Source organism: Actinoplanes couchii (genome assembly GCF_016862075.1).
Lineage (GTDB): Bacteria > Actinomycetota > Actinomycetes > Mycobacteriales > Micromonosporaceae > Actinoplanes > Actinoplanes couchii.
The window spans coordinates 23,690-47,827 of sequence record NZ_BOMG01000060.1; the positions used below are offsets into that span (position 1 = coordinate 23,690).

19 protein-coding genes are annotated in these 24,138 nt (G+C 70.6%); 10 read left to right on the forward strand and 9 right to left on the reverse strand.

The window, feature by feature from the left end; all coding sequences use genetic code 11:
- The first annotated feature begins 63 nt into the window (after positions 1-63).
- Together Aco03nite_RS24805 and Aco03nite_RS24810 are read left to right on the forward strand one after the other, a co-directional pair.
- Positions 64-1,761 (forward strand): ABC transporter ATP-binding protein, encoded by a 1,698-nt coding sequence (locus Aco03nite_RS24805; RefSeq protein ID WP_203798370.1) that lies wholly within the window; start codon positions 64-66, stop codon positions 1,759-1,761.
- On the forward strand, positions 1,758-3,488 hold the full coding sequence (locus Aco03nite_RS24810; protein WP_203798373.1) for an ABC transporter ATP-binding protein: 1,731 nt from the start codon (positions 1,758-1,760) through the stop codon (positions 3,486-3,488). The genes Aco03nite_RS24805 and Aco03nite_RS24810 overlap by 4 nt, the downstream gene beginning before the upstream one ends.
- Here the strand turns inward: Aco03nite_RS24810 and Aco03nite_RS24815 are convergent.
- Positions 3,485-4,084, reverse strand: coding sequence for a SatS C-terminal domain-containing protein (locus tag Aco03nite_RS24815; RefSeq protein WP_203798375.1), 600 nt, complete (start codon positions 4,082-4,084; stop codon positions 3,485-3,487). The two genes, Aco03nite_RS24810 and Aco03nite_RS24815, sit on opposite strands and share 4 nt — an antisense overlap.
- 29 nt (positions 4,085-4,113) lie before the next feature.
- Here Aco03nite_RS24815 and Aco03nite_RS24820 point away from each other — a divergent pair, with 29 nt between their 5' ends.
- Positions 4,114-4,506: a DUF4440 domain-containing protein gene (locus Aco03nite_RS24820; protein ID WP_203798377.1), complete on the forward strand. Its 393-nt coding sequence runs from the start codon at positions 4,114-4,116 to the stop codon at positions 4,504-4,506.
- Here the strand turns inward: Aco03nite_RS24820 and Aco03nite_RS24825 are convergent.
- Positions 4,432-6,288: a HAMP domain-containing sensor histidine kinase gene (locus tag Aco03nite_RS24825; RefSeq protein WP_239145402.1), complete on the reverse strand. Its 1,857-nt coding sequence runs from the start codon at positions 6,286-6,288 to the stop codon at positions 4,432-4,434. The two genes, Aco03nite_RS24820 and Aco03nite_RS24825, sit on opposite strands and share 75 nt — an antisense overlap.
- Positions 6,285-6,959, reverse strand: a complete 675-nt coding sequence (locus tag Aco03nite_RS24830) for a response regulator (protein ID WP_203798381.1) — start codon at positions 6,957-6,959, stop codon at positions 6,285-6,287. Before Aco03nite_RS24830 ends, Aco03nite_RS24825 begins: the two co-directional genes overlap by 4 nt.
- 252 nt (positions 6,960-7,211) lie before the next feature.
- Between Aco03nite_RS24830 and Aco03nite_RS24835 the strand changes: the two genes are divergently transcribed.
- A complete protein-coding gene (locus Aco03nite_RS24835) occupies positions 7,212-8,138 on the forward strand; it encodes a coiled-coil domain-containing protein (RefSeq protein WP_239145403.1) in 927 nt (308 codons plus the stop codon).
- A 294-nt stretch (positions 8,139-8,432) separates the two neighbouring features.
- Here the strand turns inward: Aco03nite_RS24835 and Aco03nite_RS24840 are convergent, their stop codons facing one another.
- The 4 genes from Aco03nite_RS24840 to Aco03nite_RS24855 all read right to left on the reverse strand — a co-directional run bounded on the left by Aco03nite_RS24840 (position 8,433) and on the right by Aco03nite_RS24855 (position 14,972).
- Positions 8,433-10,250, reverse strand: a complete 1,818-nt coding sequence (locus Aco03nite_RS24840; RefSeq protein WP_203798383.1) for a rhamnulokinase — start codon at positions 10,248-10,250, stop codon at positions 8,433-8,435.
- Positions 10,247-11,089 carry a DeoR/GlpR family DNA-binding transcription regulator gene (locus tag Aco03nite_RS24845; RefSeq protein WP_203798385.1) on the reverse strand — a complete coding sequence of 281 codons (843 nt, stop codon included), beginning with the start codon at positions 11,087-11,089 and terminating at the stop codon, positions 10,247-10,249. Before Aco03nite_RS24845 ends, Aco03nite_RS24840 begins: the two co-directional genes overlap by 4 nt.
- 100 nt (positions 11,090-11,189) lie before the next feature.
- Complete coding sequence (locus Aco03nite_RS24850) at positions 11,190-14,192, reverse strand: FAD-binding and (Fe-S)-binding domain-containing protein (RefSeq protein ID WP_203798388.1); 3,003 nt, start codon at positions 14,190-14,192, stop codon at positions 11,190-11,192.
- A 9-nt stretch (positions 14,193-14,201) separates the two neighbouring features.
- Positions 14,202-14,972 (reverse strand): class II aldolase/adducin family protein, encoded by a 771-nt coding sequence (locus Aco03nite_RS24855; protein ID WP_203798390.1) that lies wholly within the window; start codon positions 14,970-14,972, stop codon positions 14,202-14,204.
- Between the two features lie 150 nt (positions 14,973-15,122).
- On the opposite strand from Aco03nite_RS24855, the gene Aco03nite_RS24860 reads away from it, so the two are divergent.
- Positions 15,123-17,159: a bifunctional aldolase/short-chain dehydrogenase gene (locus tag Aco03nite_RS24860; protein WP_203798392.1), complete on the forward strand. Its 2,037-nt coding sequence runs from the start codon at positions 15,123-15,125 to the stop codon at positions 17,157-17,159.
- 455 nt (positions 17,160-17,614) lie between these two features.
- Here Aco03nite_RS24860 and Aco03nite_RS24865 read toward each other — a convergent pair whose 3' ends face one another.
- Positions 17,615-18,289, reverse strand: a complete 675-nt coding sequence (locus tag Aco03nite_RS24865; protein ID WP_203798394.1) for a TetR/AcrR family transcriptional regulator — start codon at positions 18,287-18,289, stop codon at positions 17,615-17,617.
- 77 nt (positions 18,290-18,366) lie between these two features.
- On the opposite strand from Aco03nite_RS24865, the gene Aco03nite_RS24870 reads away from it, so the two are divergent.
- The 5 genes from Aco03nite_RS24870 (at position 18,367) to Aco03nite_RS53105 (ending at position 22,188) form a co-directional block, all read left to right on the forward strand.
- Positions 18,367-19,836 carry an MFS transporter gene (locus tag Aco03nite_RS24870; RefSeq protein WP_203798396.1) on the forward strand — a complete coding sequence of 490 codons (1,470 nt, stop codon included), beginning with the start codon at positions 18,367-18,369 and terminating at the stop codon, positions 19,834-19,836.
- A gap of 363 nt (positions 19,837-20,199) precedes the next feature.
- Entirely contained in the window at positions 20,200-20,382 is a 183-nt protein-coding gene (locus tag Aco03nite_RS24875; RefSeq protein ID WP_203798398.1) for a hypothetical protein, read from the forward strand.
- The gene (locus Aco03nite_RS24880; RefSeq protein WP_239145404.1) at positions 20,379-21,125 is read left to right on the forward strand and encodes a thioesterase II family protein; all 747 of its coding nucleotides are present in this window, start codon (positions 20,379-20,381) and stop codon (positions 21,123-21,125) included. Before Aco03nite_RS24875 ends, Aco03nite_RS24880 begins: the two co-directional genes overlap by 4 nt.
- A 517-nt stretch (positions 21,126-21,642) precedes the next feature.
- Complete coding sequence (locus Aco03nite_RS53100) at positions 21,643-21,897, forward strand: YciI family protein (RefSeq protein ID WP_239145405.1); 255 nt, start codon at positions 21,643-21,645, stop codon at positions 21,895-21,897.
- A 21-nt stretch (positions 21,898-21,918) separates the two neighbouring features.
- Positions 21,919-22,188, forward strand: a complete 270-nt coding sequence (locus Aco03nite_RS53105; RefSeq protein WP_239145406.1) for a YciI family protein — start codon at positions 21,919-21,921, stop codon at positions 22,186-22,188.
- Positions 22,189-22,190: 2 nt separating this feature from the next.
- On the opposite strand, the gene Aco03nite_RS24890 is transcribed toward Aco03nite_RS53105, so the two are convergent.
- Positions 22,191-23,996, reverse strand: coding sequence for a hypothetical protein (locus Aco03nite_RS24890; protein ID WP_203798402.1), 1,806 nt, complete (start codon positions 23,994-23,996; stop codon positions 22,191-22,193).
- Between the last annotated feature and the right edge of the window lie 142 nt (positions 23,997-24,138).

Here is a 24,138-nt window from a genome sequence, read left to right on the forward strand (position 1 = left end):
TGTCCCTCGTACGGCGGCGAAGGTTAGGGTTGCCTTATTTGATCTTCGGTTGGGGAGACTCTGGTGGGCAGCAGTGCTGAGCCCGGCAATGCGATTCTGCGGCGGGCGGTTGCCCGTAACGGGTGGCACCTCTGGACCGGGACCGGGCTGGCCGGGGTCTATCAGATCTGTGCGGCGCTCGTTCCGGTGCTCATCGGGGTGATCGTGGACCGGGCCGTCAGCACCGGGGATCCGTGGGCGCTCGCCGTGTGGGCCGGGGTGCTGGTGCTGAACTTCCTGGTCCTGGTGCTGACCTACCGGTACGGGGCCCGGCATCTGCAACGCGCCATCGCCGAGGAGGGGCACCGGCTGCGGGTCGAGGTGGCCGCGAAGATCCTGCATCCGCGGGGGGTGAAGACCGGCCGGCACGCCGGGGAACTGCTGTCGGTGTCTACCACCGACGCCGACTACAGCTCGTTCTTCCTGGACCACATCCCGCGGATCACCAGCGCCCTGCTGGCCGTCGGCGTCAGCGCCATCACCCTGCTGGTGATCTCGGCGCCGCTCGGGCTGATCGTGCTGGTCGCCACCCCGATCGTGCTGGCCGTGCTGAACCGGACCGGGCCGGTGATCGCCCGCCGGGTCGCCGAACAGCAGGAGCAGGCCGGGCGGGCCACCTCGCTGGCCACCGATCTGGTCACCGGGCTGCGGCCGCTGCGCGGGTTCGGCGGGCAGCGGGCGGCGGCCGAACGGTACCGGCTGGTCAGCCGCCGATCGCTGGACGCCACGGTGCGCGCGGCCCGTACCCAGAGCGCCTACCAGGGGGCCTCCACGGCGCTGAGCATGCTGCTGGCCAGTGGGATCGCCATCGCGGCCGGCTGGTTCGCGATGACCGGGCGGATCACCGTCGGGCAGTTCATCACGGTGATCGGGTCCGCGCAGTTCCTGATCGAACCGTTCGGCACGCTCGCGGTGGTGCCCAGCTGGGTGGCCGCCGCCCGCGCCTCGGCGGGCCGGGTGGCGTCGGTGCTGAACGCGGGGCTGACGCTGCCGGAGGGCGCCGCCGACCCCAGTGCCGAGCGCTGCGAACTGAAGCTGGACCGGGTCGTCTACGGCACCCTCGACGGCCTGGACCTGCACGTACGGCCGGGGGAGTTCGTCGGTGTGGTGGCCGGCCGGCCCACCGACGCGGAGGCGCTGATGCGGGTGCTCGCGGTGCCGGACGGGTACGACGGCGACATCAGGCTCGGCGGCGTCCGGCTGGAGTCGGTGGACCGTACCGAAGCGCGCCGTCTGTTGCACGTGGAGCCGCACCGCACCGATCTGTTCACCGGCACGCTGGCCTCCAACATCGACGTCCACGACGACGGCGCCGGCCGGCTGCCCGAGGCGCTGCGCGCGGCCGCCGCCGACGAGGTCGCCGACCTGCACCCGGCCGGGGTGGACGCGCCGGTCGCGGAACGTGGCGCCAACCTCTCCGGCGGGCAGCGCCAGCGGGTCGCCCTGGCCCGTGCCCTGCTGGCCCGGCCACCGCTGCTGGTCCTGCACGACCCGTCCACCGCGGTGGACGCGGTCACCGAACACGCCATCGCCGACGGCATCCGCGCGCTGCGGCACGGACCGGACACCGGGTTCGGCACCCTGGTGCTGACCAGCAGTCCCGCCCTGCTGGCCGCCGCCGACCGGGTCGTCGTGATCGGCGACGGCACGGTCACCGCCGAAGGCACCCACGCCGCACTCGTCGCGGGCGACGACACCTACCGACGGACGGTCCTGCGATGACCCAGCAGATGCTCCCCGTGGCCACGTCCGCCGAGAGCCGGGCCTGGCTGGGCGCCGAACTCAAGGCCCGGTGCTGGTCCGGGCTGGTCACGCTCGGCGCCGGGCTGACGGCGGCCGGCGCGACGGTGGTTCCGGCGTACGCGCTGGGGCTGCTCGTGGACCGGATCCACGCCGGCGGTGACACCGCCGCCATCGTCCCGGTCGCCGTCACCGTGGTGGTCGCCTCGATCGTCGCGGGCGCGGCGACCGCGTGCGGCAACTACCTGATCAGCCGTCTCGGCTCGAACATCCTGGCCGGGCTGCGGGAACGCACCGTCGCCACCGCGCTGCGGCTGCCCGCGCAGATCCTCGACCGGGCCGGCCGCGGCGACCTGCTGGCCCGGGTCGGCGCCGACATCTCGGCGATCGACCGGGCGGTGGCCGACGTGCTGCCCGGCATGATCTCGGCGCTGCTGCTCGCGGTGATCAGCCTCGCCGCGATGCTCGGCATCGACTGGCGTCTCGGCCTGGCCGGCGCGGTCGCGGTGCCGCTCTACGTGCTCGGCCTGCGCTGGTACCTGCCGCGCGCCGCCCCGTCCTACGCCGCCGAGCGGGTCGCGATCGCCGACCGGTCCCAGCTGTTCGTGGAGAGCATGCAGGGCGCCGGCACGGTTCACACGTACCGCCTGGAGGACCGGCACCTGGACGGCATCGCCGGTGCGTCCGCGCACGCCCGGGACATCTCGATCCGGGTGTTCGCCCTCTACACCCGGTTCGTCGGGCGGATCAACCGGGCCGAGCTCGCCGGTCTGGCCGCGGTTCTGATCGCGGGCTTCTTTCTGGTACGCCACACCTCGGTCACCGTGGGTGAGGTGTCGGCGGCCGCCCTGCTCTTCCACCGGCTGTTCAACCCGCTCGCCATGCTGATGGTCACGTTCGACAAGGCCCAGGACGCGGGCGCCAGCCTGGCCCGGCTGGTCGGCGTGATCGGCATGGACGTCGAGGACCGTGGTTCCGCCGCGACGCCGTCCGGCCGGGACCTGCGGCTCGACGGCGTCACCTTCAGCTACGACGGGACCACCCCGGTCCTGGACGGTGTCGACCTGCACGTCGCGCCCGGCGAGGTGGTCGCCCTGGTCGGGTCCACCGGCGCGGGCAAGACCACCGCCGCCTCGCTGGCCGCCGGCATCCTGCGCCCCGGCGCGGGCAGCGCCACCATCGGCGGGGTGCCGGTCGCCGACCTGCCCGCCGACACGATCGCCATCGTCAGCCAGGAGACGCACGTCTTCGCCGGGCCGCTCGCCGAGGACCTGCGGCTGGCCCGCCCCGGTGCCACCGACGAGCAGGTGATCGCGGCGCTGACCAGCGTCGGCGCGTACCCGTGGGTGCGGGAGCTGCCGGACGGCCTGGACACCGTCGTCGGCGACGGCGGGCATCAGCTGACCGCGGCCCGCGCCCAGCAGTTGGCGCTGGCCCGGGTGGTGCTGCTCGACCCCGGTGTGGTGGTGCTCGACGAGGCCACCGCGGAGGCCGGCAGCGCCGGGGCCCGGGACCTGGAGGAGGCTGCCACGGCGGCGTTGCGGGGGCGTACCGCGCTGGTGGTGGCCCATCGTCTGACCCAGGCGGCCGCCGCCGACCGGATCATCGTGATGGAACACGGCCGGATCGTCGAGAACGGTCCGCACGCCGACCTGGTGGCCGGTGACGGCCGGTACGCCCGGCTCTGGGCCGCGTGGGCGGCACGCTAGCCGTGCCGGATCAGGCGGGCCTCGATCATGTCGGTGACGGTCTGCCACGAGGACGCCATCAGCCCGCGGTCCAGCCGCCGCCACTCGGCGACGTGACTGCGGCGCGGCCCGTCACCGGCCCGCCGCAGGACGTCGTGCAGGTGATCGAGCGGCGAACCGGCACCGAGGTACGGGAAGATCTCCTCCATGTCCAGGGCGACCATCAGCTCGTTCGCCAGCACACCGGCCTTGACGATCAGGTCGGGCAGCCAGTGCTCCGGGTCCATCTCCAGGTTCACCGGCGGGATGCCCAGGTCGTAGCGGTTCTCGTCGAGCAGCGGCAGGTGACCCCGGGTCATCCAGGCGGCCAGCTCGGCCCACCCCGGAACCGCCCGTAGATCGTGTGCCGGGCCGGTCAGCGCGAACGCGGTGGCGTGCTCCGGCCGCGGCATCAGCGGCAGCCGCCCGGCGGAGCTGGCGAACACCGGGTCGAGCCAGCCGTCGGCCTCCGGCACCCGCAGCCGCACGGTGTAACCGCTGCGGTCACCCATGGTCACCTCGACCAGTTGCACCGGGAAGGTCGCGGGCAGCCAGCCGGGCTGATTCGTCACCGTCACGCCCGCGAATCTATCGCTAGGGTGCTCGTATGACGGATCTCGCGGCGATCGACGACCTGGTCCACACGTTCTTCGCCGCGTTCGTCTCCGGCGGCGACTCCACCGCGTCCCTGCACCGGGTGCTGCTTCCCGAGGCGCTGATCATCCGGGCGGGCGGCGAACCGGCGATCTACGGCGTGGACTCGTTCATCGCACCCCGGCGGGAGCTGCTGACCGGCGGCCGGCTGACCGGCTTCCGGGAGTGGGAGGTCTCCGCCCGCACCGAGATCTTCGGCGACATCGCCCAGCGCGCCAGCCGCTACGCCAAGTCCGGCGTCCTCGACGGCACCGCGTTCACCGGCGAGGGCTCAAAGATCTTCCATTTCCTGCGTACGCCCACCGGCTGGCGGATCAGCGCGGTCTCCTGGCACGACGACCGGTAGGGCCAGCCCTCCTGGCCCGGCGGCCGGTGGCAGCAGCCCTCCTGGCGCGACGGCCGGTGGCAGCAGCCTTCCTGGCGCGACGGCCGGTAGCAGCAGCCGGAACACCGAACCGGCGCCGGGGGTGCTCCGGGCCGTCAGATCGCCGCCGTGGGCGCGGGCCAGCGTCCGGGCGATCGGCAGGCCCAGGCCGCTGCCCCCGGTGACCCGGCTGCGGGACGCGTCGCCGCGCCAGAACCGGTCGAAGATCCGGGGCAGCTCGTCCGGCGGGATGCCGCTGCCGGTGTCCTGCACCTCGGCGCCGTCCGGGAGCGGGCGCAGCGTGACGGTGCCGCCGGCCGGGGTGTGCCGGACCGCGTTGGTGACCAGGTTGCCGAGGATCTGGCGCAGCCGGTCCGGGTCGGCGGTGACCGGCACCGGCGGCGACTCCGGGACGGCCAGGGTCACGCCGGCCTGCGCGGCCGGTCCGCGGTGCGCGTCGGCGACCTGGCGCAGCACCTCGGCCATGTCGCAGCCGGCCGGGCGCAGACGCAGGTCACCGGCGTCCGCGGCGGCCAGGTCCCGCAGATCGTTGATCACCCGCTGCAGCAGCACCGCCTCGTCCAGGAGCAGGTCGACGAGCGGGCGGTCGATCGGGGTCAGACCGTCCTGGGCGGCCTCCAGCCAGCTGCGCATGGTGGTCAGCGGGGTGCGCAGCTCGTGCGCCACGTCGCTGATCATCTCGCGGCGGCGCCGTTCCACCGCGAGCCGGCGCGACTCCAGGTCGTGCAGCGCGGCGGCGAGGTGGCCGATCTCGTCCCGGCGGCCGTCCGGCGGGACCGGGAACTCACCGGCGGTGACGGCCGCCTCGGTCAGCCGGCTCAGCGGCCGGACCAGCCGGCGCCCGGCCAGCACGGTGATCAGTATCGCGGCGGCCAGGACACCGGTGGTCACGATCGCGATCCGGGTCAGGTTGCCCCGGGACAGGTCGTAGGCGGGCGGCGTGGCGGTGTCGGTGTCGGTGACGAAGAGCAACACCACCGGGGCGACGTACGGCCGGAGCTGCGCCTGTCGGGCCTGGAACGCGCAGTCCCGCAGCCGCTGCCCGCGAGCCGGAGCGTCCTCGGTGAATCCGAAACCGGCCGGCTCGAACCAGATCTCCCGGGCGCCCGCGGTCAGACCGGCGCACCGGGCGGTGGCGGCCGTCAACTCGCGCAGCGGGCCGGTCTCGGTCGGCGTCAGGCGTACCGGAAATTCGCAGGTCCCGGAATTCTCGTCACGGACCACCGCCCGGCCACTGGGCAGCGTGACGACCGGTCGTTCGAAGCCCTTGCTGCGCAGGCACAACATCTGGGTCAGCGTCCGCTCCTGCGAATACTCGGCCTCGGCGGCGGTCAGGCGGTAGGGGCCGACCGCGCGCGGATCGATCCGTTCGGTGCCGCCGGTGATGCTCAGCTCCACGTTCAGCGGGTCGATCAGCGCCGACGGCCGGGCGTCCCGCAGCGACGGGCCCGGCGCGGTCTCCGCGATCAGGGTGCCGTCCCCGGCCAGCAGCGTGAACCGCCGGTCGGTGCGGCCGGTGTGCAGCAGTGCCGCCACCCCGTCCCAGTTGGAGTGGGTGGCCGCGTGCCCGAGCAGCAGGTCGTAGAGCGCGCGGTCGTCGGCCAGCTCCTGGCCCTGCTCCTGGCGCAGCGTCCGGGTGGTGGTCTGCACGGCCAGCCAGGCGGTGGCCGCGATGGCGCAGACCGCGATCACCGTCGAGGTGGCGAGCAGCCGGACCACCAGGCTGCGCCGCCAGACGGTCACCCGCACAGCTTGTACCCGACGCCGTAGACGGCCAGCAGCCGCCGGGGCCGCCGCGGATTCTCCTCGATCTTGCGGCGCAGGTTCTTCACGTGCGAGTCGATGGTGCGCTCGGTTGACTCCCGGTCCTGCCCGGCGGTGTGCCCCAGCAGTTGCGCCCGGCTGAACACCCGGCCCGGCACGTCGGCGAGCGCGGCCAGGATGCCGAACTCGTCCGGGGTGCAGGGGATCTCCCGGCCGTCCAGGTGGACCTGGTGCCGGTCCAGGTCCACGGTCAGCCCGCCGGCCCGGCGGACGTTGCGGGGCGTCACCGGGGCGCGGCGCAGCAGGGTGCGGATCCGGCCCATCAACTGCCGGGGGCTGTACGGCTTGGTCACGTAGTCGTCGGCGCCGGTGTCCAGGCCCAGCAGCACGTCGTCGTCCTCGCCGAGCGCGGTGAGCATCAGGATCGGCACGTCGGAGCGGGCCCGGATCAGCCGGCAGGCGGACACGCCGTCCAGGGCGGGCATCAGGACGTCCAGGACCACCAGATCGATGCCGCCGGCCCGTACCGTGGCGACCGCCTGATCACCGTCGGTGACCATGGTGGGGCGGTGGCCCTCGGCCTCCAGGTACCGGCGCAGCACCTCGGCCTGTCTCGGGTCGTCCTCGGCCACCAGCACGTTCGCGCACATGGCTGGTGATCGTAAGCGGTCTGATCCCGGGCGCGGCTCACACCTTCGCGCACACAGGTTTCACACAATCCGCCGCGATGATCGTCGGACATGTCGAAAGTGTGGGCCGTTCTCCTCGCGGCCGTTCTCCTGGTTCTGTCTCCCGGTCCGGCTTCGGCGGCGTCTTTCGCGGCGCCCTCTGCGGCGTCTTTCGCGGCGCCCTCCGTGGCGTCCCTCGCGGCGTCCTCCGTGGCGTCTTTCACGGCGTCCTCCGTGGCGTCCTTTGCGGCTCCGGAACCCGACGGTGCTCTGTCGGAGCTTCTGGAGACCACCAATCGGCGGTACGTGGACGCCAAGGGAGCCGTCCAGGTGTCGCGGAAGAACCAGCGGGTGTACGCGGATCGTCTGCGTGCTGCCGAGTCCCGGCGGGATGTGCTGATTCCCGAGGTCAACTCGATCGCACGGCAGCAGTACCAGATCGGTGACCTGGGGGCGCTCGGGTTCCTGCTGTCCTCGTCGTCCTCTGACGCCTTCTGGACCAGAGCGGTGTCGCTGGAGGAGATCAACCGGCTGCACGACGGGAAACTGCGGGAGCTGGACGAGGCCATTCGTACCGTCGCGGTGCAGAAGAAACGGATCGAGGCGGAACTCCGCAACGAACAGAATCAACTGGCCGTACTGGAGAACCAGAAAAAGGTGGCTGCCAAACAACTCGATCTGCTCGGTGGTGGCACCGGGATCAACCCCAGCCTCAGCAGCGGATTTGTCGACGCCACCTCGGCCCGGGCCGCCGCCGCCCCGCGCAACGCCAGCGGCGGATTCTCACCCGAAGGCTGCACCGAGTCGGACGACACCACCAGCGGGTGCGTCACCAAACGGACCAAGCACATGTACCAGGAGGTGCGGAAAGCCGGTTTCAAGCGGTTCGTCGGCTGCCATCGCAACGGCGGGCCGTTCGAACATCCGAAAGGCCGGGCGTGCGACTGGTCGCTGCAGAAGAGCGGCTTCTCGTCGGCACACAACGACGACATGCGGCGGTACGGCAACGACCTGACCGCCTTCCTGGTCCGCAACGCCGACCGGCTCGGGATCTACTACGTGATCTGGTACAAGCAGATCTGGTTCCTGGCGGGCGAAGGCTGGCACTCCTATTCGGGCCCCAGCGATCACACCGACCACGTCCACGTGTCGATGCACTGATTCCCCGAGAACTCACCGTTCGGCATCGCGTCCCCGGTTCGCCGTCGCGTTCGCGGTTGGCATCGCGTTCGGTTCGCGTCCGTCCGTCCGGTTCGCGCTCGCTGTTCGGCGCCGCGTTCGGTTCGCGTCCGCCGTTCGGTTCACGCTCGCAGCTCGGTCCTCTCACGCTTGCCGTTCGGTCCGCTCGTTTCCCCGGCTCTCACCTGCCAATGGGGCCCGCGTTACTGATTCAGGCCACGGTCGTCCCTTGTTCGGGTTCCTGGCTCGATCCGCGATCTGCCGCGGGTCAGAGGGTCATCGTGAATCGTGTCGATGGGCGGCCTCCTCCCACGCTGCCGTGTCGATCGGCTCGTAGCGGGTGGGTGGAGAACTGGCCTCGACCACCCGCGAGATCTCGCCGGGACCGGCAAGCTCGCCAAGGCTGGCCAGTTGAACCGCGGCGTTGCCGAGGGCGGTGCCCTCAGCGGCCCAGCAGGTCACCGGACGACCCGTCGCGGAAGCGGTGGCCTGCTGCAGAACCCGGTTGGCGACACCACCGCCGACCACCGCGACCGCCTTGATCGTCGTACCGGTGACCGCCTCGATGTCACGGACCGTTCGCCGGTACGCCAAGGCCAGCGAGTCGACGACCACCCGGGTGACCTGCCCGATCGTCTCCGGAACCGGCATCCCGTTACGGGCGCACGCCGCACGGATGCGCGCGGGCATGTCACCGGAGGCGAGGAACTCACCGGAGTCCACATCGACACAGGCCCGCAACGGCTGTTCACGGCCGGCCAGTTCGGCAAGCTCGGCGTACCCGATCTCGGTGCCCTCAGCGATCCACTGCCGACGGCACTCCTGCAGCAGCCAGAGCCCGGCGATGTCCCGCAACACCCGGACCCCACCGGCGTAGCTGCCCTCGTTGGTGAGGTTGGCCCGCTGCGCGGCGGCGGAGATGACCGGACGGTCGAGCAGCACCCCGGCCAGCGACCAGGTGCCCGACGAGATGAACATCGTGGACGAGTCGAGGTCCGGAATGGCGACGATCGCACTCGCCGTGTCGTGCGCCGCCGGAGCCGTCACCCGGGTCCGGCCGAGACCCGCCGTCGGCGAGTCCAGCAGCAACGGCCCGACATCGGTACCGGCCGGAACCACTTCGGGAAACAGATGCGCCGGAATACCGACCCGCTCCGCCAGCGCGGTAGCCCACGTGCCCCGGGCGATGTCGAAGAGCCCACTGGTGGTGGCAGCGGTGTACTCGGTGACCAGACTCCCGCTGAGCCGATGATGAAACAGGTCCGGAATCATCAACAGCCGCTCAGCCCTGTCGAGCAACTCAGGCCGAACCCGAACATCATGAATCAGCGAGTACACACCATTGATCTCATGAACCTGAGCCCCGGTAGCCCGATAGAAGAGATCAGGCCCCCACTCCCGCATAGCGGCCTCAAAAGCCGTATGCCGCAACGGATCACGATAGGTCGGCGGCGCCTCGACAAGCACCTCACCCCGGCCCAGCCGCTCACCGAGCACGGACATCTCAGCCGGGGTCAGTCGCTCGCCGAGCGCGGACATCTCACCCCGGGCCAGTCGCTCGCCGAGCGCGGACATCTCGGCCCGGGTCAGCCGGTCGCTGAGTGCGGACATCTCAGCCGGGGTCAGCCGGTCGCCGAGCGCGGTGATCTCAGCCCGCGACAGCCGGTCGCCGAGCGCGGATAACTCGGGCCGGGGCGACCGATCACCCGTACCGGGCCTCCCGGTCCTGCGCAGCGGGTCGTCGGCCGCGTGCATTCCGGCCCTGGGACGCCGGCCGCCCGCGGCGGCCCTTTCCACCTGTGGCAGGCGGCTGCCTGGTGCGAGCGCGCCGTCGCCGGCCCGGAGCAGGCCGTAGTCGACGCCCCAACTGTCGACGCCGACCGATGCCACCTCGGCCCGGGTGCCGAGTTCGAGCAGCCCGGACCGAATGTCGGACCAGAGCGCCTCGATGTCCCACCGGGGGCGCCCGGCCACGTCGATGGTCCGGTTGGCGAATCGGTTCACCACATCGATCTCGATACGCCGGCCGTCGAAGCGGGCGTGGGTGACCCGGCCGCTCTCCGCGCCCAGGTCGATCGCGGCGACTCCGGTCATTGTTCGAGCCCTCGCAGGGCCTTCACGCGAGCCTCCAGGAGGATGCGTGTGCCGGTGACCCGGGTGACGGGGACACCGATGTCGTTCCACGATTCCGCGAACTCGTCGTCGGCGAGTTCATCGGTGTACAACCCGGTGACCTCGTTCGGTGCGGCGAACGAGTTGATGCCGAAGGTGCCGATCTTGGACGAGGCGAACGACACGTACACCTCGTCACACACCGAGACGAGTGCCCGCTTCGTCGCGGCCTCCTCCGACGACAGCTCCAGCATGCCGTGCATGGTGGAGACCGTGGCCGTGCCGAAGAACCCGGCCCGCAACCGCCCCCGTCCTTCGAGCGCGTTGCCGAACGAACCGACCATCGCGCCGGACTGACGCCGGATGACCCCGCCGGGCATGACCACGGTGGCGTTCGACTGCTCGACCAGCAGACTCGCGGTCCGCAGCCCGAAGGTGACCACGATCAGGTCGCTGCGGTCGACAAGTTCCTCGGCCAGGTAGTACGAGGTCGATGAGGAGTCGATGGCGATCGAGTCACCGTCCTGCACCAGTTGGGCGACCTCCCGGGCGATGGCCCGTTTCGCCGCCGAGTCCACCCGGACCCGGTCCACGAACGATCCCTCCTCACCTCGGCTCGACGCGACGGCGCCCCCGCGGACCCGGCGCAGCAGCGAACGGTCCTCCAGGACGTCCAGGTCCTTGCGGATGGTGACCTCGGAGACGCTGAGACGATGGGCCAGCTCTTTCACGTTCACCCGGCCGGTGTCGCGCAGCTCTTGCAGGATCACCTCTTCGCGGAGTCCCTCGACGCGTTCTGGGGCGAGCTTCCGATCGGACACAGGGGCTCCTCCGAGGGCGGGATCAGGGCGTCACGATGGCAGCCCGGTTGATACGAAGTCAAGGCGATACGCAACTCTGCGAAAGCGGTGGGCTTTCGTTTCATGGGTCATGACGGGTCACCCGTTCCAGATGGTCGAGAACGTGCCGATAGGGCTGCCCGGTGGCGCGGGACAGGCCCATCTCGCACGTGCGGTTCAGCGAGGCATACCCGCTGGTGGGGTTACGCCTGACTTCGGCGGCCTCCCGGCCGGTGGCGGCGGCGGTGAGTTCCGGGTGCAGCATGCCGCGGTCACCCGCGAAGGCACAGCAGCCCCAGTCGTCGGGGACGATGACGGTCTCCGCGATGGCCGAACCGAGCACGCGCAGCGCCGGACCGATCCCCAGCCGGGCCGAAGAACAGGTCGGATGCAACGTCAACGACGCCATCCGTTGCCGGACCACCAACCGCGGGAGCAGCTGCTCGGCGGCGAAGACCACCGAGTCGACAACCGTGATCCCCTCCACCAGAGCAGCGAGCCCTTCGGTACACGACGACGCGTCACAGACCACAGGAATCGCACCGTCCCGGGTAGCGGCCCGCAACGCCGCGACGACCCGCCCCGACATCTCGTGGTGCCCCGCCGACAGCCCCTTGGACTTCCACGGCGTGCCACAGCACAGCGACGGCAACCCATCAGGAGTAGCCACCGAGACACCGGCCCGATTACAAAGAAGCAGGAACGCCTCAGCCACCCCGAGCGCCGAGCCGGCCCCGAGCGCCGAGCCGGCCCCGAGCGCCGAGCCGGCCCCGAGCGCCGGGCTTGGCCCGAGCGCCATGCCAGCCTCAAACGCCGAACCTGCCCCGAGCGCCGAAGCTGCCCCGCGCGCTGTGCCAGCTTCAAACACTGAGTCTGGCCTGAGTGCTGAACCTGTCTCAAGCGCCACGTTTATCCCAAGCGCCGGGTCTGCCCCAAGCGCCGGGCCGGCGCCGTGAGCCGGACTGGTGCGATCGGATGGGATCGCCGTGGTTTTTCGGCTGGGTGGATCGGTGGGGCCGAACATCGCGGTGGTGCAACTGCTGAAGTAGATCGCCACCGGTTCGGCAGCCCGGCGCAGCGGTCGTCGGCTGCCGCCCACCGGTAGATCAGCGGAGTACTCGGGAACCCGGTCTGGGCCCAGGACCCGTCGGCCCACCCGGGTCACGGTGCGGGGGAGCGCGGCCGGAAGCCGATCCGCGATGGTCAGCGCGACACCCGCCGCCCGGGTGACGCCCGCCCAGTGCCGGGCAGCGGCCCGGCCTCCGGCCTGAGCGGCGGGCGACTGGACCTCGGCCCGCAGGCGACGGACGAGGTCGCCGGTGTCGATGCCGACCGGGCAGACGGTCTGACACATGCCGTCGACTGCGCAGGTGTCCACTCCGGCGTACTCGTAGTCCCGTTCCAGCTCTCCGGCCAGCGCCTGATCACCGCTCGCCCGGGCATGCTGCATCTCGCGCCGGAGCACGATGCGTTGCCGTGGGGTCATCGTCAGGTCCCGGCTGGGGCAGGACGGCTCGCAGTAGCCGCACTCCACACACCGGTCGACCTCTTTCTCGACCACCGGTGTGGTCTTCAGGTCGTGCAGGTGGGCCTCGGGATCGTCGGTGAGCAGGACACCGGGATTGAGGATGCCGCGGGGATCGACCAGCTGCTTGAGGTCCCGCATGATCCCGTAGAGCTCGTCGCCGTACTGACGGCGGACGAACGGCGCCATCATCCGCCCGGTGCCGTGCTCGGCTTTCAGGGTGCCACCCTGGCCGAGCACCAGATCCACCATCTCCTCGGTGAACCGGGTGTAACGGTCGAGCGAGGTGAACCGTTCGTTGATCATGAAGTGGATGTTGCCGTCCTTGGCATGGCCGAAGATGACGCTGTCCGCATAGCCGAACTCGATGAACAGCCGCGACAGCCCGGCGCAGGTGGCGGCGAGACGCTCGACCGGGACCGCGATGTCCTCGAGCAGGGCTGTCGTCCCCGGCGGCCGGGCACCGGCGACCAGCGTGTACAGGCCTTTGCGGATGTGCCACAGCTGCCCACGGCGGGTCGCGTCGGTGCTCAGCTCTGCCGGGTTGACCAGCGGCAGGCTGTCGAGCAGCGCCGTCACGCCGGCCTGTCGAGCCGCCAGCGCCTCGGCGGTGGTCTCCTGTAGTTCCACCAGGAGTGCGGCGTGCTGGTCGACGTCCAGCCGGAGCAGGTCGGCGGTTGCTTTCGGGTCGCGCTGGGCGACTCTGAGGCTGGTGGAGTCCAGCAGCTCGATGGCGGCGAAACCGGCGGCCACCAGGTCAGGGAGGGCCCGGGTGGCGGCGTCGAGATCGGCGAAGACCAGCAGTGCGGTGGCCAGGTGGGTGCGCAGGGCGACGGTGCGGAAGGTCGCCCGCGCGACAAATGCCAGGGTGCCCTCGCTACCGACCGCAAGCCGCAACAGGATGTCGAGCGGCTGGTCGAAGTCGACGAACGAGTTCAGCCCGTAGCCCATGGTGTTCTTGATCGCCCACAGGCGCTGGATGGCTTCGACCGACTCGGGGTTGCCGCGGATCCGGTCCCGGAGCCGGAGAAGGCCGTGGTGGATGTCCGGTTCCCGCTCCAGCAGCAGCCGGTGCGCCTCCGGATCAGCGGTGTCGATCACCGTGCCACTGGGCAGGACCAGCGTCGCCGACTCCAGGGTGCGGTAGGTGTTCTCGGTCGTGCCGCAGAGCATGCCCGAGGAGTTGTTCGCGACGACGCCACCGACGGTGCACGCGATCTCGCTGGCCGGGTCGGGACCGAGCCTCCGCCCGTACCGCAAGAGCCTGGTGTTGACCTGTCGCACCGTGGCGCCGGGCTGTGCCTCGACCGTGGTGCCGTCACCGTGGACCCGGATGTCACGGAAGTGTCTGCGGGTGTCGACCAGTTGGTCGTCGGTCACGCCCTGCCCGGACAGGCTGGTGCCACCGGACCGGAAGGTGACCGCCCGGCGGGTGGTCCGCAGGAGCTCGGCGACCTCGGCGGTGTCCTGGGGGATGATGACGGTCCGCGGCACCAGGGCGAAGTGCGAGGCGTCATGGGCGTAGGCGAGGCGGTCGATGGGCCGCTCGGTGACCGTCATCGTCTGCTCCTAGAGTCCGGCGATCTGACGGCGCCGCTCGGTCATGTCCGCGCGGGTGAAGTAGTGGTCGACGGTGTCGCTGCCGAGGCCGGCCACACCACCGATCGACAGCGCGCCGATCCGGATCCGGGCACCCTTGAGCGCCATCAGGGTGATCGCCTCGGCGGCCTCGGCGGTTTCGGCCCGGGTGACGATGCCGTGGTTGCCGAGCAGGATCAGTGACGGTGGCTCCGGGCGCTCCGCGAGAGCCTCGCGCAGGCACCGGGTGAAGAGGCGGCCCAGGGCGAGGCCGGGCTCGGCGTAGGGCACGAACAGCGGCCGGCCGACGACCACCGCCTCGTCGGAGTAGACCCACTCCTCGAACGCGGTCGCGGCGTGCACGCTCGACAGCAGCGTGACCAGCGGAGTCGGGTGGGTGTGCGCCACGTAGGCGGCGGGCGCCAAGGCGTGGACAGCGGCGTGGATCAGGGTCTCGATCGAGCCCTTGCGCCGGACACCGTCGTGCTCACCGGCGTCGAGCAGCTCCGACAGGTCCTGCTGGATGGAGGCGGGATCGTCGATCAGGGCCATCAGCGGCTCGATCTCGGTGCGGACGAAGTCGCCGGCGGTGACGCGGGAGAGATAGGAGCCGGATGTCTTGACGACGAACGAGTCGGCGTCGTGACGTCGCGAGGTGTTGCCCTCCGCGAGGATCACCAGATCCTTGGCGGGGTCACCGAGTGATGCCGAAAGCTGCAGAAGATCTTCGCTGACCAGGTCGGGCCGCCACTGAGTGCTCATGGCCGGAAGTCTGGCAGTCGCGAGGCTCTGCGGTCAAGCAAAACGAAACCATACGAAAGTCGCGCTACTTTCGTATGAAACAAAATTTCTTGACGTTCGCAACCGGCCACTCCTATGTTGGAGCCACCTCCAGACGCGAAGGAACCCAGGATGACCGACAGCGCTTCACGTCAGCTCCTCGCACGGTCGCACCGGCTCGGCGCCGACCGCACGGTGACCAACTTCGGCGGCGGCAACACCTCGGCCAAGGGCCGGGAGATCGATCCCGCGACCGGTGACGAGGTCGACCTGCTCTGGGTGAAGGGTTCCGGCGGTGACCTGGCCACACTGGCCGAGGCGGGTCTGGCGATCGTCCGCCTCGACCGGTTCCGTGCGCTCAGACGCGTCTACCGGGGCCCCGAGCACGAGGACGAGATGGTCGCGGCCTTCGATCACGTCCAGCACGGCCGCAGCGGCGCGGCGCCGTCGATCGACACCAGCATGCACGCGCTGGTCGATGCCGCCCACGTCGACCACCTGCACCCCGACGCCGGCATCGCCATCGCGACCGCGGCGGACGGCGAGGAGCTGACCCGCACCATCTTCGGAGGCAAGGTCGCCTGGGTGAACTGGCGCCGGCCAGGCTTCCAGCTCGGCCTCGACATCGCCGCCATCAAGGAGTCCAGCCCGGAGGTCATCGGGGTGATCCTGGGCGGTCACGGCATCACCGCCTGGGGTGACACCAGCCACGAGGCCGAGACCAACAGCCTGTGGATCATCCGGACCGCGGAGAGATACATCGCTGAGCACGGGGCCGAGCTTCCCTTCGGCGAGCCGCTGGAGGGATACCAGGCACTTCCCGCGGCGTTACGAGGGGAGAAGGCTGCCGCTCTCATCCCGCACATCCGCGGGCTGGTCTCCACCGACCGCACCCAGGTCGGGCACTTCATCGACAGCGAGGTGGTCCTCGATTTCCTCGCCTCGTCGGCTCACCCGCGACTGGCCGCCCTCGGCACCAGCTGTCCCGACCACTTCCTGCGCACCAAGGTCCGCCCTCTGGTGCTGGACCTGCCGACGGACGCCACGGTCGAGGAGTCGATCGCCCGGCTCACCGAGCTGCACACCGCCTACCGGGCCGACTACTCCGCCTACTACCAGGCACACGCGACGCCTGACAGCCCACCGATGCGCGGCGCCGACCCTGCGATCGTCCTGATCCCCGGCGTCGGCATGATCAGCTGGGGTGCGGACAAGAAGACCGCCCGGGTGGCCGGGGAGTATTTCGTCAACGCCATCAACGCGATGCGGGGCGCGGAGGCTCTGTCGACCTACCAGCCGATCCCCGAGTCGGAGAAGTTCCGCGTCGAGTACTGGGCGCTCGAAGAGGCGAAACTTCAGCGGATGCCGGCGCCGAAACCGCTCGCCACCAGGATCGCCCTGGTCACCGGCGCGGCCGGCGGCATCGGCAAGGCGGTTGCGAAACGCCTCGCCGCCGAGGGTGCCTGCGTCGTCATCGCCGACCTCGAGCTGGAGAAGGCACAGGCTGCCGCCGCCGAGATCGGCTCTCCGGACGTGGCCGTCGGCGTTAGTGCCGACGTCACCAGCGAGGAGGGCGTGGCCGGCGCCGTGCGGGCCGCTGTTCTCGCGTTCGGCGGGCTCGACCTCGTCGTCAACAACGCGGGTCTGGTGCTGGCCCGCTCCCTGTTCGACACCACCGTCGCGGACTGGGACCTGCAGAACGACGTGATGGCCAAAGGGTCGTTCCTGGTCTCCCGGGCGGCGGCGCGGGTGCTGGTCGACCAGGGGCTCGGCGGCGACATCATCTACATCTCGTCGAAGAATTCGATCTTCGCCGGTCCGGAGAACCTCGCATATTCCGCGGCGAAGGCCAACCAGGCCCACCAGGTCCGTCTCCTCGCCGCCGAGCTGGGTGTCCACGGCATCAAGGTCAACGGCATCAACCCCGATGGTGTCGTACGGGGCTCGGGCATGTTCGCCAACGGGTGGGGCGCGAAGCGGGCCGCTGTTTACGGGGTGGCCGAAGAGGATCTGGGCCACTACTACGCCCAGCGCACCCTGCTCAAACGGGAGGTCCTGCCGGAGAACGTGGCCAACGCCGTCTTCGTCCTCGCGTCAGCGGACATGAGCCACACCACAGGTCTGCACGTCCCGGTGGATGCGGGGGTGGCCGCTGCCTTCCTGCGCTGACCACCGGCCCGAGCTGATCTGCGTTCCTACCAGGTTGGGCAGGCCGGATCTGCTGTCATGCCGGATGGGAGACACCGAGCGTGCTGTCAATCCTGGCGGGAGGTACCGGGCTGACGTGCCGTGTCTGGTGTCAATGCCGGGCGGGAGGTTCGAGCCGTGGATCGCGGCGCAGCGCGTTGACGATCTCCACGGTCTCGAACGGTTGCAGCCGACCCGGTAGGCGCAGCATCGCCGTGACCAGTTCGGCGCTTCGTTGTCCCGGGGCGCCGAACTGGGAGGGCCCCGGGCAGGCCCGTGGCGCTGATCATGCTGGCCATGAAGTTGATGGCGGCCGGGGGCCTTACTGCAGGTCGTCGACGACAATCACCAGCGGATGCCGTGGGCTGCCATCGCTCCTCAGGACCGTAGGGCGCATCGTCGACTGCGGCGTAGCGTCGTCGGGGCTGGAAGAGGAATCACGGTAGGTCGCCGACCTGGGCGCGTAGACCGTCCAGGATCAGGTCCAGGCCGGTCAGGAACTGGTCGCGGTCGTCGTGGTGGCCCAGGTCCTCGGCGATGCGGGTGACGAACGGGAAGGTCTCCGGGTCGAGGGCCGCCCACTGCTGTGCCTCGTGCCGGAGCATGTCGTCGCGGGTGCTGTCGGGGCCGGCCGCGACCGCGCGGCCGGCATCCTGGGCAGTGACGCTGGTCAGGTAGATGAAGATCGCCGTGGCCACCGCGAAACGTCGGCGCACCGGCAGCCGGGTCTCGGCGATCATGCCGCCGATCCGCTCCAGGAGCCGCATGGTGTGCGGCATGGTGTGCACCGCCACGACGTGCGGCGCGGCCCAGGTGTGCTGGTCCAGGGTGTCGTAGACGGACAGCGCGAGCGCCCGGATCCGCGCCTCCGGGCTGGTGCCCGGCTCTGGGCTCAGCCTTTCCAGCGCGGTGCCGATCACCTGGTCGGTGGCCATAGTCACCAGCTCGTCCTTGTTCGCCACGTGCCAGTAGACCGCGCCGGCGCCGGTCTGCAGGCGCTCCGTCAGCAGTTTGAAGGTCAGGCCGCGGGATCCGTGCTCGTCGAGCAGGTCGACGGCGGCGTTCACGACAACGTCCCGGGAGAGGCGGCCCCGGTTCCTGGCTGGTGGCATGACCTCATCTTGACACGTCATGGAACGTCATTCCATACTTGCCGAGCAATGGAACGGCATTCCAGAAGGGGGCAGTGATGAGGGTCGGCGTACTGGAGGGCGTGCGGGACAAGCCGCACGCGACCTCCCTCCGGGCCGTCTGGCCCGCGATCCTCGGTCTGTCGGTCGTCTTCCTGGTGGAGATGCTCGACAACTCCGTGCTCAACGTGGCCCTGCCGACCATCGCGCGGGAGCTGCACGCCTCCACGACGGCCCTGCAGTGGATCACTTCGGGCTATTCGTTGCTGTTCGGCGGCCTGATGGTCGCGTTCGGCGCAATAGCCGACCGGTACGGCACCCGCAAGATCATGCTGATCGGGCTGACCCTGTTCGCGCTGGCCAACTTCGCGGTGCTGTTCGTCAGCACCCCCGGCCAGCTGATCGCCGTCCGGGCCGCGATCGGGGTCACCGCCGCGATGACCGCGCCCGGCACCATGGCGCTCTGCTTCCGCCTGTTCGACCAGGAGAACCTGCTGATGCGGGCCACCTCGCTGATCGCCACCGTCGGGTTGACCGGCATGGCGATCGGCCCGACCGTCGGTGGCCTGGTCCTGCAGATCGCGCCCTGGCAGACCCTGCTCGTGATGAACGTGCCGATCGCCCTGCTGGCCATCGGCTGCATCCGCTTCGGCATCCCCGCCGACGACCCGGCCAAGCGCAACCGCTCACCGCTGGACCTGCCCGGTGCCCTGCTCGGCACCGCCACGATCATCCTCGCCCTGTGGACCTCCACCCTCGCCGTCGAGGACGGCTGGGCCAGTGTCACCCCCTGGGCGGCCGGCCTCGGCGCGGTGCTCGCCGCCGTCGCGTTCGTCGTCCGGGAGCGCCGCACCGCCCACCCGATGTTCGACTTCGCTCTGCTCAAGCGGCCGGCCGTGTCCGCCAGCCTCGCCTACGAGGCGGCGCTCGGCCTCGGCATGGCCGTCATCGGCTTCACCGTCACCCTGCAACTGCAGCTCGTCTGGGGCTGGTCCCCGGCGCAGGCCGCCCTCGGCAACCTTCCGCAGGTCGTCGTGTTGCTCGCGGTCGGGCCGTTCGTCGAGAAGTTCGTCGACCGGCTCGGCACCCACCGGGCCGCGATCGCCGGAGCCACGTCGTTCCTGGCCGGGCTGCTGATCTACGGCCTTCTCGGCCACCTGGGTTATGTGTGGATCGCGGTCGCCCTCGCGCTGACCGCGGCCGGCATGCGCGTCGTCGCCACCATCGCCGGGGTCACCGTGATGCGCGGTCTGCCCGAGGACCAGACCACCATCGGCGCGGCGATGAGCGACACCAGCCAGGAGGTCGCCTCCAGCGTCGGCATGGCCGTCACCGGCACGATCGTCGCCGCGGCCCTGGGCGGTTCGCTGATCGCGGTGGGTGCCACCGCAGGAGCCGCGCACACCTTCGAGCACGCGGTGACCACGGCGACGCTCGCGCTGACCGCTCTCTGCGCGGCGCTGATCGTGTGGGCCGCCCGCCGAGGATCCCTGGGCCAGACGCCGGACCCCGTGACAACGGACCAGTGACCAGCAGCCCGGGACATCAGATCCAGTGAAATGGGGTCGGTGGCAGCAGCCCGGGACATCAGGTCAGTGGCATGGGGCCGGCAGCAGCCCAGGGCATGAGGTCCAGTGGCATGGGGTCGGTGGCAGAAAGCCGGGACGTCAGGTTCAGTGCCTTGAAACCTGTGGCAGCAGGCCGGGGCGTCAGCTCATGGGCAACAGGCAGGTGACATCGAGTCGGTGACATCGGATCGGAAGGTATCCCGGCCGGGCCGGAACGAGGCGGCTGCGGGTGATCTCACAGCCGCCCCGCGGTGTCGGTGCAAGCCTTCAGGGCGGCGGAAGGCGGACGTCGGATTCTTCGGCGCTGATGGATACTTGGCCATTGTGGACCGAGAGGAGGGCATGGTGATCTGGAGCGGCTGCGACGGCTGCCCCCGGGAATTCGAGGGGAGCCTGGCCATGCGCGGCCGCCCGCTGATCGGCTTCACCGGTCGATGGACTGCCACCGGCAGCCACCCGCTGACCGCGATCGTCGTCCCTGCACAACAGGAGGCCGAAGGCCTGTGACTGAGAAACTGTGGTTCCGCCGGTTCTCGCTGGAGGGGCCCGTCGGGCGCCGGCTCGTGTGCTTTCCGCACGCCGGCGGGGCGGCCACCTACTTCGCTCCCGTCGCCCGCGCGCTCGTCCCGGACATCGACGTGCTCGCCGTACAGTACCCGGGCCGCCAGGACCGCTGGGGTGAGCCGTGCATCGACGACATCGGCACGCTGGCCGACCGGATACACGCCATGATGACCGCCTGGGGCCCGCAGCCGCTGACCCTTTTCGGTCACAGTATGGGCGCCATTCTGGCCTACGAGGTGGCCCGCCGGCTCCGCGCCGAGCACCCGGACCAGCAGTTGCACGTCTTCGCGTCCGGCCGCCGTGCCCCGCACCGGCTGCGCTCGGAGACCGTGCACACCCGCGACGACGCCGGGATCATCGCCGAGATGCGGGCCCTCGGCGGCACCGACGCGGCCCTGCTGTCCAACCCCGAGGTCCTTGCGATGATCCTGCCCGCGCTGCGCAGTGACTATCAAGCCATCGAGACATATCGCTGGGTGCCGGGTGGGCCGCCGCCGTGCCCGATCACCGTGCTCACCGGTGACCGCGACCCGCGCACCACCATTGAGGAGGCCCGCGACTGGGAGCGCCACTCCCGCGAGCCGTTCGACGTCCGCATCTTCCCGGGCGGCCACTTCTACCTGGCCGAGCAGGCGCCGGCCGTGCTCCAGGTGATCAAAACCCACTTCACTTCGGCCGTACGATGAACGATCCGCTGCCGGGGGAGTGACGCGACCGGGCCGCCGGCAGCGACCGGGCCGCTGCCAGTGGCCGGGCCGCTGCCAGTGGCCGGGCCGCCGGCAGTGGCCGGGCCGTCAGCGACGACCCCGCTTGCTCAGGAGAGTGGCGCCTTCATCCGGCCGCTGACCTTCTGATCACCTAAGCACTGCGGGCGGCGGCGCCCTGGTTGGGGGTGGAGCCGGGCTGACGGGAGGACGGCCCTCGTGGCGGTTGGGGGCCGCCTTGGTGCAGGACGGTGAGGGCGGTAGGTGCGACGCCTTGGTGCAGGACGGTGGGGCGGTAGGTGCGACGCCTCGGTGCGGGACGGTGGGGGCGGTAGGTGCGACGCCTTGGTGCGGGACGGTGGGGCGGTAGGTGCGACGCCTTGGTGCAGGACGGTGGGGGCGGTAGGTGCGACGCCTCGGTGCAGGGTGGTGGGGCGGCGTGTGGCTGCTTCGGACGTACCACGGCGGAGGGTTGATCGTGGGGTGCCAAGCTGTTGGCATGGAGTTTTTGTGTTATCACCGCGACCGGCCCGGGTCGCTGGGGCTGCGGCACGAACTGCTTGAGGAACACTGGTCGTACATGGATCGGTTTGCCGCTGAAATGATCGCCCGCGGTCCTACTTTTGATGGTGAACGGCTTACCGGCAGCCTGCACATCGTGGACCTGCCTGATTCGGCCGCGGCTCGCGCGTTTGCCTTCGACGAGCCTGGTTATCAGGCCGGCGCCTACCGTGACGTGCTGATCCGGCGGTAGCGCAACCTGCTGGGCCGCACCATGTGGGAGTTCCCTAGCGGGCGCGCTGACGGCGGCCACTATCTGGTGCTGGGTCTCGGGATTGCCGGCACCTCGGCTGACCTCACTCCTCCCGAGAACCGGGACGAACTGATCGCTTTCGGTCCGCTGCTGTCCGATGACGGCACGAAGTGGCTGGGCACGGCTCTGCTGGTTCGTGCTCCCGGATCGGAGGCCGCCCGCGACCTGTTGACCCGGGATAGTTACGCCGACATCGAGGTGCACGAATGGCGGTTCGGTGGCCGTCGATAGGGTCAGGTCGCTGGGTGGCTGGTGAAGGCGGCCCGCCCGCTGGTCCGGCTGCGCAGGACGTTGTCGAAGTCGAGCAGGGCGGCCATCGGGACAACTGCGGTGACCTGCCGTTCGGACAGGGCGGTCACCTCGCCGCCGCGTTCGGCCAGGTCGACGACGATCCCGCCGATTTCTTCGGCTGGCGCGATCACGGTGATCTCCAGAGCCGAAGCAGCCGAAGGGGTCGTGACAGCCGAAGCAGCCGAAGCAGCCGAAGCAGCCGAGGGAGTCGTGACAGCTGAAGCAGCCGAAGCAGCCGAAGCAGCCGAGGGAGTCGTGACAGCTGAAGCAACCGAAGCAGCCGAGGGAGTTGTGGCAGTCGACGCAGTCGAGGGAGCCGAAGGAGTCGAGGCAGCCAGGGCAGTCGAGGCAGTGAAAGCGGTCGAGGCAGTGGAAGCCCCCCGGTGGTGGTGATCGCGGCCCTGTTCACCGAGGCGAGCCGAGGGGGTCGAGGCAGTGGAAGGAGTTGGGGGAGCCGGCGGATTCGGGGGAGTCGGGGGAGCTGACGGAGCTGGGGGTATCACCCGGAGCCGGCCTGTCCACGCGCGCAGTCCGCCGACGGCTGCGCGGACCTGCCACGGATCGATTCCGGACAGTACCGACCAGCCGGTTGCCGGGTCGACACCGCCGGTCAGGTCCGGATCGTCGGCCAGCAGCGTGGCGAGTGCCGCTGCGAGCCGAGCCTCGTCGGCGTCGTCACGGGCCTCGAACGGGATACGCACAGTCACCGGCCGTCCGGATCGAGGCGTCTCCCGCACCCCGGCCAGGCCGACGACGTCACCCGCCTCCGCCCGGTTCAGCTCGGCGTATCCGCGCGGCCCCAACCGCAGGACCGGCCCGGCCAGGGTGCCCTGCTCCACACGTACCCAAGTGACATCGTCCTTGACCTTGAAAACCGTCGTCGCGAGAGCCGCCTCCGGATCGCCGGCCGGCGGCGGCAGGAACTCGACCACGGCGTCCAGCAGCGCGCCGACGCCCTGTCCGGGCCAGGTCGAGCCACCGACCCCCTGTCCGGGCCAGGCCGAGCCACCGACCCCCTGTCCGGGCCGGGGCGAGCCACCGACCCTCCGCCCGGGCCGGGGCGAGCCACCGACCCCCTGTCCGGGCCAGGTCGAGCCACCGAGCACCACAACTCCCGCGCAGGTAAGCGTGACCTCGCGCAACGCCGCCCGTAGCGTCTTCTCGGTGACGTCGCCGAACTCCTCCAGCGCCCCGAGGTGGATCTCGGCGACCTGCTCCTCCAGCAGCCGTCGCGCGGCCAGCGACTCGGGGTCGTCGGCGGTGTCGTCCCGCACCACCCCGCCGTCCCAGCTGTGCCGCCGCATGGTGACCAGATCGACGAGCCCCACCAGATGCCCGTCCCGCAGGACCGGCCGTTGCACGACGAGAGGTGCCACCCCGAGCCGTTCCCGGATACCGTCGGTGACCGCGCCGAGGTCCGTCCCGCCCCGCCCGATCCCGTCGACGAAGACCAGGCAAGGCATTGCCGCGGTACGCCAGAGCAACTCCTCGTGACACGTCACCGACTCCCGCCCGAGCACGAGAACAGCCCCGTCGACGACCCGCAGAGCGCGTTCGGTGCCCCCGGGTGACCGCAGATCGACATCGACGCGCACAAGATCGATCCGTTCCCCGGCATGTTCGAAACTGACGGCCGCGCCGAAGTGGGTGATGCCCGGATCCTCGTCGGCCGGCTCACCCGGAAAGGGCTCCCCGGAACACTCCCGCACCGGCTGCAGAGTCCCGTTCACCCGGAGGATCCGGTCCACGACGGCAGTCTCACCGGCGCTGAGAATCCCGAGACACCGCATGCCGCCCCCTTGATCGACTCCGGCGAGCCTAGCCCCGGTCAGGAACCGGTGGCCCCGGTGTCGTAGGTCCGGTGTGTCCCGGCCCGTGCGCGGTCGCCGA